Genomic DNA, 9,771 nt, shown 5'->3' with positions numbered 1-9,771 from the left:
TTGTCACTTCCCGTTTCAATTGCTATTTTTGGCCACAAAAAAGTATCATGAATTTCCCCCTCAATTTAAAGTACACCAAGGATCACGAATGGATTCGTCTGGAAGGTGATGTCGCATACATTGGTATTACCGAATTTGCTCAGCGTGAGCTTGGTGATATAGTCTATATAGATATCAACACTGTTGGCCAGGAAGTTTCTCAAAACGACGTTTTCGGAACTGTTGAAGCTGTAAAAACAGTGTCAGATCTTTTTATGCCTGTGACCGGAACAATTGAAGAAGTAAACAGCCAGCTTGATGCATCTCCGGAACTGGTAAACCAGGATCCTTATGGTGAAGGCTGGATGGTGAAAGTATCTCTTTCTTCTGTTTCTGATCTTGATTCCCTGCTTTCTGCAGAAGATTATAAAACTCAGATCGGACATTAATGATCAAAATACTCAAGTACCAGTACCTGACTATTATCTGGGCAGTACTGGTACTTATCCTTTGCGATATTCCTATGAGCCCGGGTTCGGGAGAAGGCTTTTTTGAAGGGTTTGATAAGCTTGTACACACGGGGTTCTTCTTTGTGTTAACTGTTTTGATGTTCTATGGAAAAATAAGGGAACAAAACAGCTACTCTTTCCGTATACTTAGTGTTCTGAAAATCTTTTTTTTAGCTGTTTCTTTTGGAGGTCTTATAGAATTACTGCAATGGAAAGTATTTACTTACAGGTCTGCTGACTGGTGGGATTTTTTCTGTGATACAACGGGAGTGGCTATGGGGATTTTCAGTTATATTTTTCTTCATAGAACAGGAAATGAGAAGTCTATCTAAAATTTTTATTATTGTTACCGTTACTGTGAGCTTAAGCTCCTGCGGGGTATTCAGGAAAAAATGTAATTGTCCGCATTTCTACAATACCGGGCCGTACACCCTGAAAGCAGCCGGGAAGTAGTATTTATAAGTTCTTTTGCCTTTTTACTTATTTGGATTTATTTCAAATAAGATATATCTTTGTGCAGTTCTAAGAGAATTATGAAGCTATCACAACTACGTCCGGGACAAACAGGTATTATTAAAGAGTTCACTGATCTTGAAATGTCTGTCAAATTGATGGAAATGGGTTGCCTTCCGGGTGAACCTATAGTAGTTGAACGGTTGGCGCCGCTTGGCGACCCTATGGCTATTACTGTTTCCGGTTATCAGTTAAGCCTCCGAATGCAAGAAGCTTCCACGATTATATTACAAAGGTGATTTGGTGAACGGTGATCTGAAAGTTGCTCTTGTAGGAAATCCAAATACAGGAAAATCTACTGTTTTTAATGCTTTAACCGGTTTAAATCAAAAGGTTGGGAATTTTCCCGGTATCACAGTTGATAAAAAGACGGGGGGATGCAAGTTACCTGACGGTCGCCATGCTACTATTATAGATCTTCCGGGTACCTATAGCCTTTATCCTAAGAGTAAAGACGAAATTATTGTTTTTGAAGTTCTTGCTGACAGGAGCAGTCCGGAACATCCTGATCTTGTTGTTATCGTATCCGATGCATCGAATCTTAAACGTAACCTGTTGTTGTATACCCAGGTAGCGGATATGAAGATCCCTGTAATCATTGCTTTAAACATGATGGACCTGGCGAGGAAGTCGGGAATTGAAATTGATGTTGAAAAGCTTTCCGGAAAGCTGGGAGTACAGATTGTTCCAATTTCTGCCAGGCAGGGCGAGAATATATCCCGTTTAAAGGAGGCGATCAGTTATGCGTCTGTTATTCCGCTTCAGAACGACACGATAGAGGTAGAAGCTTTAGCTCCCGGGTTGATTGATAAGATCAAAAATGAATTACAGGTTGACAAGCCCTACACTGCCCTGCAACTGGCGCACCAGCATGAGAACCTGCATTTCCTGACCCCGCAGCAAAGTGACCGGATAGAAGAGATTGAACAGGAGTTTTCATTTCACTCGCAGAAGGCTCAGGCTTCAGAAACAATTGCAAGATATAACTACATTAATGAACTTCTTTCAGATACTGTAAGTTCTAAACAGGTCAGGGAGGAAGAAACGGTCAGCAATAAGATCGATAAAATTATTACCCATAAGATTTGGGGATTTTCTATATTCTTTGTTCTTCTGTTCCTGATATTTCAATCCATCTTCGCCTGGTCGGAATACCCGATGTCATTAATTGAGGGGGTATTTGTATGGTTGACGGAAACTGCGCACAATGTCCTTCCTGCGGGTGTTTTAACAGATCTTCTGACAGATGGAATACTAGCAGGATTGAGCGGTGTGCTTGTGTTCATTCCTCAGATTGCCATTCTTTTTGCCTTTATATCCATCCTGGAAGATACCGGCTATATGGCGCGGATCACTTTTATGATGGACAAGATCATGAGCAGGGTTGGGCTGAGTGGTAAATCGGTAGTGCCAATGATCGGCGGTCTGGCATGTGCTGTCCCTTCCATCATGAGCACCCGGAATATTGAAAACTGGAAGGACAGGATGATCACCATTATGGTCACGCCCCTGGTAAGTTGTTCAGCACGTTTGCCTATTTACACTGTTCTTATTTCCCTGGTGGTTCCTGATAAGAAAATTGCCGGTTTCCTGAACCTTCAGGGCCTGGCACTGATGGGGATGTATGTGATCAGTATTGTAGCGGCCGTTTTGGTCGCCTGGGTGATGAAATACATTTTGCGTGCCAGGGAGAAGGGCTATTTTATTATGGAATTGCCTGTTTACCGTCTTCCCCGCTGGGATAATGTGCTGCTGACGATGTATGAGAAAGTGAAAACTTTTGTTGTAGAAGCAGGAAAGGTGATCATTGCGATTTCTGTTATTTTATGGGTGCTTGCTACGTATGGCCCTCCGGGGAAACATGCTGAAATAGAAAAGAAATACGAATCGCCTGCTTATACTGCAAAGTTTAACCCTGAAGAGATAGAGCTGCACCGGTCGTCGGAAATGCTGGAGACTTCTTACGCCGGGATAATAGGAAGGGCAATAGAACCGGTTATTAAACCTCTTGGATACGATTGGAAAATTGGTATTGCGCTTATTACATCGTTTGCTGCCCGGGAAGTGTTCGTGGGTACTATGGCAACGATCTATAGTGTCAGCGATGATGAAGCCCATATCTCTTCGGTCACCGACAAGATGAGGGAGGCCCGGAATCCGGAAACAGGTTTGCCGGTGTTCACACTTGCTTCCTCCTTCTCACTCATGATCTTTTATGCATTTGCCATGCAGTGTATGAGTACGCTGGCGGTTGTGTACAGAGAAACAAAAAGCTGGAAATGGCCGATGATCCAGTTTGTTTATATGACTGCCCTGGCATATATTGCGAGCCTGATCGTATATGTAATTCTTAAGTAATTGCTTTTTCGTGGATAAGGTAGCGGTATTATCAAAATATCTTCCGGCAGAGGCGGCTCCTGTAATAGCTAAGTGGATTGATTATTTTAAATGTGAGTTTAAAATATCCAGGAACCGCAATACTAAATTCGGCGATTTCCGCCCTCCTCAGAAAGGACATCATCACCGGATCTCTGTTAATTATGATCTTAACCCATATGCTTTCCTGGTGACTTCTGTACATGAATTTGCGCATCTGCTAACCTGGGATCAGCATAAAGGGCGTGTAAAGCCGCATGGTCAGGAATGGAAGAATAATTTTAAGCGGATGATGGGACCTTTTTTTGAAAAAGGGGTCTTTCCTGCCGATCTTCATCATGTCATTTTGCGGTACCTGGAGAATCCTGCTGCTTCAAGTTGCAGTGATATGGATTTATTCAGGGCACTCAAGAAATATGATAAAGCCAGCGGCGCTGCTACAGTAGAAAGCCTTCCCCTGAATACTTTATTTATGCTGAAGGATGGCAGGACTTTCAGGAAAGAGAACCTTAGACGCAAGCGTTACACCTGCCTGGAAGTGGATACTGGGAGGATCTATTTATTCAGCCCCCTGGCTGAAGTATTTCCGGTCAGCAGTCATTAACGCTTTATACGTCCGCTTGTGTAAACGGCTTCTCCCTCACTGTTTATTTGCCAGTTCAGATCGAATTTTGTACCTGTATACCGGGAGGGATCAGAGGAAAGCTCATTTATTAACTCATCTTCTTTCTCAATCCGCAGGACCGCCCGGTAGGAATTGAATTCGCCCCGGCTTAGTATCAAAAAACGTGCTTTCGGGTATTGAGTTATACCGTCGAATACGAGATTGAATTTTCCTCTTTGGTTAAGCGCATCCTCCATTTCGGGGATCTCAAGATACTGTTCCCTTTCTTTAGGGGTAAACGCTTTAAGTGTTTCGGAATGGAGAGATTTAGCATCAGGACCCGTTTTTTGCAGGGAAGAGAACAAGGTATTGCCTCTGAAATAAAGGCGGTTCTGCATTAACCTTTCTGATGTGTTATATGATTGAGTGTTTTCTGTATATAGAAGAAGCCTTCTTTCTTTAAGATAATATCGCTTTTCAGACTTGCCATATTCGCCATTGTCCTCGTTTTCAACATAGAGAACGGGTTCTCCGTTATGGGAATATTTTATAACATAGAATGAATTATCCCCCTGCTCATAGACAAGGCTTTCCTGTTTTTGAAGCTCAGGTAAAATCAAATTAACCGAGTCTTCATACATTTTTATATCTTCTTCGCTAAGGGTATTTGCCTCCGGGGCAAGTTTTGCCTGCGGATGATCTGATTGTAATTTGTTACAAGAAATAATACAAACGATAATCCCCGCAATAATCCCCAACACCAGTCCTACCTTTTTCATATCTAAACTTCGCATCTATTACTATATAGTATAATTTTTGTGCCATAGTGGTATTCGTCCTTAAGACCATCTTAAACTGAGAGCAATGCATTGTTTTATACACATGTGTCCTGAAAAGGGTCCAGGTTTATACATGGTTTGTAATTTATTCATCATCGAGCTAAAAAATTGCGGCAATAGATTTTTTGCGCTGGTGAAACTTTGTATGTTTGAAAATCAGAAATAAAAAAGGATGAAATATTTGGTCGCCGCTTTCCTGTGTATTGGATTGCTGAATATAGTGAATGCTCAAAGTTTCTATATGATACCCTACAGCTTTTTTCCTGAAAAAGGGCAGAAAATAGATATAGGTGTATTTTCGGGAAAGGGTTTTGATACGTTAAAAGCAAAAAAGACTCCTCTTTCGCAATTGTCATCGGCTTTTTTATATGCAGGCGGGAAGCCGGTCAGTCTTCAGCATGACGATAAAGGCTCGCAATCAAGCCTTTCCCTTCAACTTCAAAGTACAGGTCTGTGTATGATCGTAGCGAAGAAAGAAACGCCCGGTTTAGTGTCGGACAGGGAAGAAGTGATCAGGCAATTGACGGATGAAGGTTTTGCGGATCTGGCGGAGAAAGCGGGTGATGAGGAAGAGATGTCTATTAATAATATCTTTACGCTTCGTACACTGCTTATGTCAGAGAAGCCATCGGGCAACTGCTATGGTGAGAAGACTGAAGAAGATCTTGAAATCGTATTGCTACAGAATCCTTACAAAATGAAGTACGGGGAGGATGTTACCGCTCAGCTTTTATTCAAAGGGAAGCCCCTGGCTAAGGTGAGAACTGAGATTTATACACGGACTCTTGCCGGCACTGTTGTCCCTGCTGAGAGTGTCACGGATAGCGAAGGAAAGATATATGTTAAACTCAATCGTTCAGGGGACTGGATGTTAAAGGCGGTTTATATTAAACCCGCTGAGAAAACTTCTGCTAAAGATGCTGATTACACCCGTTGGTCCTCTTCGTTTACTTTCGGGTTTCGCCAGCAAACCTATTAAATAAGTAAACACACATCTTAGTATAAATTTATGAAAGTACAACTCTGTCTTATTGTTTTATTAGCTGTAGCTTTTACGGCGTGCAAGAGTAAAAAGAATCTGGCTAAAAGCAGTGCCAACTCGGTTTCTACTATTGAAAATATGCAATATGATGCATATCGGAATAAGCTTCCAGGCACACAGGTAGAGCGTGTGGATAAAAACGGTATCCGGGTGACATTTGATTCGGAAATATTATTCCCTACCAACTCCTCCTATCTTACTGACAAAGCAAAAGAAGATATAAAAAACCTGGTTGATGTTATCAGAAAGCAGGGACCTGTGAAAATTGTTATAGAAGGACATTCTGACAAAACCGGTACCCCTGAATACAATAAATGGTTGTCTGATAAGCGTGCGGTATCTGTTAAAGCTCTTGCCGTTGCGCTTGGCCTGAATGGTGACAATATAAGTACTGTTGGATATGGTGATACCAAGCCTGTGGCTGATAACCGTACCCCTGAAGGCCGTGCGAAAAACAGAAGGGTTGAGTTGATTATTACTCCTGTCAGCTGATTAAACCTAGCGGTAGCTTTTTGATTTCGTATTGGCAGCAGTGTCAGAACCCAACCGGTACCCTGCCGAAGGGGTAATATTGTGCTGCTGGTAATTGTTCATCAGATATGCCGTGGCTATGAATGCCGGGACATAATTCTGAGTTTCTACCGGAAGATATTCCCTGATCGACCAGAAGTCTTTTTTTCCACCGGCTTTTTCCATTGCCCATTTGATGTTATTTCTGCCGCAATTGTAAGACGCGATAGCAAGCAGCCAGTCGTCATATAAAAAGTAGGAATCGAGAAGATAACTGGCAGCGGCATTACAGGCCTTGACAGGATCTTTGCGTTCATCGGTTGACTCGTTGATATTTAGTCCGTATAGTTTTCCGGTCTCATACATAAACTGCCAGAGTCCTGTTGCTCCCACTCTCGAAACAGCATTCGGATCAAGAGATGATTCGATTACGGATATGTACTTCAGTTCTTCAGGCACGTTTCTTTCTCTGAAGATCTTTTCGTAAATGGGAAAGTAGTATTTAGAAAGACCAAGTACTTTTGAAAACCGGGGTTTTTGCGAGGCTGTATAGATGTTGATATACCTGGCTACGTACTCATTGTATGGCAGCGGAACTTTGTTCTCCATCAGCATAAGTGCTTGTTTGAACGTAAGTGAATCAATCCCAGCTTTATTATTGCCTGATGCTATACCTGCTTTCGATAGCGAAATAAGAATGAGTACCGGGAGTAATGACCTGATGGCAGCACTAATCTTCTTCATCATAGTTTCTTTTGAGATGTCGTTAATAAAAATAGATCTTATCACTTATACTGCTATCAGCTCACAAGGGTTACATCTGAAACATATTTTGAGAATGCCAGCAATTCGGCTTCTCCAAATCTCCTGCCTATTAACTGAACGCCAAGTGGAAGTCCATCACTATTGTTTCCCAAAGGAAGCGAAATTGCCGGAATGCCCGCCAGTGAAGCCTGTACGGTAAAGATATCAGCCAGATACATGACTACCGGGTCGTCGGTTTTTTCTCCGAGGCCGAATGCGGGGCCCGGCGATGTGGGAAGAAGGATAAAATCGTGATCTTTCAGGATTTCGTCAGTCTTTTCCCGTATCAGTCTTCTTACACGTTGAGCCTTTGCGTAGTACGCATCATAGTATCCGGCGCTGAGTACGAAGGTGCCAAGCATGATCCTGCGCTTTACTTCCGCTCCAAAACCTTCTGAACGCGACTTCTTGTATGTTGTTTCAAGGTCTGTCGCATTAGGGCTCCGGTAACCATAATGCACGCCATCGTATCTTGCCAGATTTGATGATGACTCGGCCATGGTAAGAATATAATAAGTTGGAACAACATAATCGAGATAGGGGAAAGATATGGGTTCAACAGTGTGCCCTTCTTCCTTCAACTGCTTGATCGTAGCCTCCATAAGGGATTTTACTTCAGGATCAAGCGCCTCACTGTTGAGCGTCTCGGGAAGGAAAGCTATCCGCTTTTTTCCTGTGAAACTTAGCTGCTCTGAGTAGGGGGGGACAGGTAAAGTGGATGCTGTGCTGTCATACTCGTCATGACCGGCTATCACCTCGAGGATTAATGCTGCATCTTCAACAGAAGTAGTTAGCGGACCCACCTGGTCAAAGGAGGAGGCATATGCCACGATTCCATGACGGGAAACCCTGCCATAAGTCGGCTTAAGTCCAACTACGCCACAAAAAGATGCAGGTTGCCGAACGGAGCCTCCGGTGTCTGTGCCCAATGCTGCCATACATAACCCGGCCTGCACTGCCACAGCAGAACCTCCTGAAGATCCGCCTGAAACGCGGTTGTTGTCTGCATAGTTTCTGACCGGGCCAAAAAAAGAGTTCTCATTTGATCCGCCCATAGCGAACTCATCACAGTTAAGCCGTCCAATAATAATTGCGTCTTCGGAAAGAAGACGCTCTACTACGGTCGCCGAGAATACTGAGACATAATCTTCGAGTATCTTTGAGCCGGCTGATACCCGGTGGTTCCGGTAACAAATCAGATCTTTTATTCCGATTACAAGACCTCCAAGCCTGCCGGCTTTTCCATCTATGATCTTGCTTTGGATTTCTTCAGCTCTTTCAAGTGCTTCGTCGCCGAACACTTCGATAAAAGCATTGAGGTGTTTATATTCCTCAATCCGGTCCAGGTATTTTGATACAAGATCTTTTAAGCTGATTTTGCCCTCTATGACTCCTGCCTGAATAGCTTTTAGGGAAGAATGATGTTCCATGCCGTGAAGGTACGCAATTCTGTTAAATCGAAAAACCCCATAACTATGCAATCCGCAGAGTATGGGGCCTAATAGTAAAAATATATGAATACTCGCTTTCCCTGTTAGTTCCGGCGCTCTCCATCTTTATAAGGATCGCCATCTTTTGCGTCCTTAAACTCTCTTACTCCCTTGCCCAGGCCACGCATTAATTCAGGAATTTTACGTCCTCCAAAAATCAGAAGGATTACTACGAGAATAATGATGATTTCCGGACCCCCAAGCCCTGCTAACAGCAAAATCGAATTTAACATGTTTATGAATTTATATGAGATTGTTCGGTTTCTTTCTTAGCTGTTGTGTCAGCTGTTTTTGTGTTGTCAAGATCGACATCGAGATCTTCGTTAACAGAATTGATATTCCTGTGTATTTCTCTTTTTACTCCTTCTGAAGCATCTTTGAACTCCCGGATGCCCTTACCCAGACCACGTGCCAGCTCAGGCAACTTCTTTCCTCCAAATAATAGCAGGATAGCAAATAAGATAACCATCAATTCCGGAGTACCTATCCCTGCAAATAATAATATAACTGTCAGCATCACAAGCTCATTAAGTGTTATACAAATATAGAGAAATTTAAACGTGAATAGTTTAATATTATTGTAATTGGCTACCAGCAGTCAGCTATCTGCAATCAATTATTGCCATTGGCTGGGGCTTTAGGCTTTTACCTAATTAGCAAGCCAGCCTTCGGGGTTCATAGGCGATGCGCCTTTTCTTACCTCAAAATGGAGCTGTGTGGTGCCATCTACCGGATCGGTTATAACTGTTCCGATTGATTGTTTGGTACTTACTTTTTCTCCTTTGGATACGCTTACAGTACGGAGATTTGAATAAACTGTGAAATATTCGCCATGACGGATTAATACGGCGAATTGTCCTCCGATATTGTATACCGACCTTACTTCACCTGAGAAAACTGCTCTGACAGTCGCACCGTCATTCGTCTTGATATCAACGCCGTTGTTCTCTACGGTTACATTTACTCCGTAGCCATGGTTACCAAACCGTTCAACGATCGTTCCTGTTGCTACCGGCCATGGTAGTTTACCCCTGTTGCTGAGGAAGTCGGAAGATAATCTTGCTGCTTCAGGAGTGGCTGCAAGTACACTGGACCCGCGCGCAAC

The 9,771-nt window shown here is 42.9% G+C and carries 13 protein-coding genes; 7 read left to right on the top strand and 6 right to left on the bottom strand.

Annotation, left to right across the window (positions count from 1 at the left end):
- The first annotated feature begins 47 nt into the window (after positions 1 to 47).
- The 5 genes from gcvH (at position 48) to DDR33_RS08740 (ending at position 3,981) form a co-directional block, all read left to right on the top strand.
- Positions 48 to 428, top strand: coding sequence for a glycine cleavage system protein GcvH (gcvH, locus tag DDR33_RS08760; protein WP_109415396.1), 381 nt, complete (start codon positions 48 to 50; stop codon positions 426 to 428).
- Entirely contained in the window at positions 428 to 820 is a 393-nt protein-coding gene (locus tag DDR33_RS08755) for a VanZ family protein (protein ID WP_109415395.1), read from the top strand. Before gcvH ends, DDR33_RS08755 begins: the two co-directional genes overlap by 1 nt.
- 201 nt (positions 821 to 1,021) lie before the next feature.
- The gene (locus DDR33_RS08750) at positions 1,022 to 1,240 is read left to right on the top strand and encodes a FeoA family protein (protein WP_109415394.1); all 219 of its coding nucleotides are present in this window, start codon (positions 1,022 to 1,024) and stop codon (positions 1,238 to 1,240) included.
- Between the two features lie 4 nt (positions 1,241 to 1,244).
- On the top strand, positions 1,245 to 3,359 hold the full coding sequence (gene feoB, locus DDR33_RS08745) for a ferrous iron transport protein B (RefSeq protein ID WP_202913700.1): 2,115 nt from the start codon (positions 1,245 to 1,247) through the stop codon (positions 3,357 to 3,359).
- A gap of 10 nt (positions 3,360 to 3,369) precedes the next feature.
- The gene (locus DDR33_RS08740; protein ID WP_109415393.1) at positions 3,370 to 3,981 is read left to right on the top strand and encodes a SprT-like domain-containing protein; all 612 of its coding nucleotides are present in this window, start codon (positions 3,370 to 3,372) and stop codon (positions 3,979 to 3,981) included.
- On the opposite strand, the gene DDR33_RS08735 is transcribed toward DDR33_RS08740, so the two are convergent.
- Entirely contained in the window at positions 3,978 to 4,760 is a 783-nt protein-coding gene (locus DDR33_RS08735) for a hypothetical protein (RefSeq protein ID WP_109415392.1), read from the bottom strand. The two genes, DDR33_RS08740 and DDR33_RS08735, sit on opposite strands and share 4 nt — an antisense overlap.
- Positions 4,761 to 4,992: 232 nt before the next feature.
- Between DDR33_RS08735 and DDR33_RS08730 the strand changes: the two genes are divergently transcribed.
- Both DDR33_RS08730 and DDR33_RS08725 read left to right on the top strand, forming a co-directional pair.
- Positions 4,993 to 5,799 (top strand): DUF4198 domain-containing protein, encoded by an 807-nt coding sequence (locus DDR33_RS08730; RefSeq protein ID WP_109415391.1) that lies wholly within the window; start codon positions 4,993 to 4,995, stop codon positions 5,797 to 5,799.
- Between the two features lie 30 nt (positions 5,800 to 5,829).
- Positions 5,830 to 6,354, top strand: a complete 525-nt coding sequence (locus DDR33_RS08725; protein WP_109415390.1) for an OmpA family protein — start codon at positions 5,830 to 5,832, stop codon at positions 6,352 to 6,354.
- A 6-nt stretch (positions 6,355 to 6,360) separates the two neighbouring features.
- Here the strand turns inward: DDR33_RS08725 and DDR33_RS08720 are convergent, their stop codons facing one another.
- From DDR33_RS08720 to DDR33_RS26635, 5 genes are all read right to left on the bottom strand, one after another.
- On the bottom strand, positions 6,361 to 7,119 hold the full coding sequence (locus DDR33_RS08720; protein ID WP_109415389.1) for a lytic transglycosylase domain-containing protein: 759 nt from the start codon (positions 7,117 to 7,119) through the stop codon (positions 6,361 to 6,363).
- 53 nt (positions 7,120 to 7,172) lie between these two features.
- Positions 7,173 to 8,606, bottom strand: coding sequence for an Asp-tRNA(Asn)/Glu-tRNA(Gln) amidotransferase subunit GatA (gene gatA, locus DDR33_RS08715; protein ID WP_109415388.1), 1,434 nt, complete (start codon positions 8,604 to 8,606; stop codon positions 7,173 to 7,175).
- Between the two features lie 104 nt (positions 8,607 to 8,710).
- Positions 8,711 to 8,899, bottom strand: coding sequence for a twin-arginine translocase TatA/TatE family subunit (tatA, locus tag DDR33_RS08710; RefSeq protein WP_109415387.1), 189 nt, complete (start codon positions 8,897 to 8,899; stop codon positions 8,711 to 8,713).
- Positions 8,900 to 8,901: 2 nt separating this feature from the next.
- Positions 8,902 to 9,183 carry a twin-arginine translocase TatA/TatE family subunit gene (gene tatA / locus DDR33_RS26910; RefSeq protein ID WP_109415386.1) on the bottom strand — a complete coding sequence of 94 codons (282 nt, stop codon included), beginning with the start codon at positions 9,181 to 9,183 and terminating at the stop codon, positions 8,902 to 8,904.
- Positions 9,184 to 9,315: 132 nt separating this feature from the next.
- On the bottom strand, positions 9,316 to 9,771 hold a 456-nt coding region (locus DDR33_RS26635; protein ID WP_238387725.1), incomplete at its 5' end, for a murein hydrolase activator EnvC family protein.

The sequence above is a fragment of the Pararcticibacter amylolyticus genome (assembly GCF_003130405.1).
GTDB classification, from domain to species: domain Bacteria; phylum Bacteroidota; class Bacteroidia; order Sphingobacteriales; family Sphingobacteriaceae; genus Arcticibacter; species Arcticibacter amylolyticus.
This window is presented reverse-complemented; position numbering and strand designations above follow the sequence as displayed.

Bases quoted from the DNA above. Each gene is read 5' to 3' on its own strand.
- gcvH (WP_109415396.1), top strand. From the start codon at position 48: ATGAATTTCCCCCTCAATTTAAAGTACACCAAGGATCACGAATGGATT.
- DDR33_RS08755 (WP_109415395.1), top strand. From the start codon at position 428: ATGATCAAAATACTCAAGTACCAGTACCTGACTATTATCTGGGCAGTA.
- DDR33_RS08750 (WP_109415394.1), top strand. From the start codon at position 1,022: ATGAAGCTATCACAACTACGTCCGGGACAAACAGGTATTATTAAAGAG.
- DDR33_RS08735 (WP_109415392.1), bottom strand. From the start codon at position 4,760: ATGAAAAAGGTAGGACTGGTGTTGGGGATTATTGCGGGGATTATCGTT.
- DDR33_RS08730 (WP_109415391.1), top strand. From the start codon at position 4,993: ATGAAATATTTGGTCGCCGCTTTCCTGTGTATTGGATTGCTGAATATA.
- DDR33_RS08725 (WP_109415390.1), top strand. From the start codon at position 5,830: ATGAAAGTACAACTCTGTCTTATTGTTTTATTAGCTGTAGCTTTTACG.
- DDR33_RS08720 (WP_109415389.1), bottom strand. From the start codon at position 7,119: ATGATGAAGAAGATTAGTGCTGCCATCAGGTCATTACTCCCGGTACTC.
- gatA (WP_109415388.1), bottom strand. From the start codon at position 8,606: ATGGAACATCATTCTTCCCTAAAAGCTATTCAGGCAGGAGTCATAGAG.
- tatA (WP_109415387.1), bottom strand. From the start codon at position 8,899: ATGTTAAATTCGATTTTGCTGTTAGCAGGGCTTGGGGGTCCGGAAATC.
- tatA (WP_109415386.1), bottom strand. From the start codon at position 9,183: ATGCTGACAGTTATATTATTATTTGCAGGGATAGGTACTCCGGAATTG.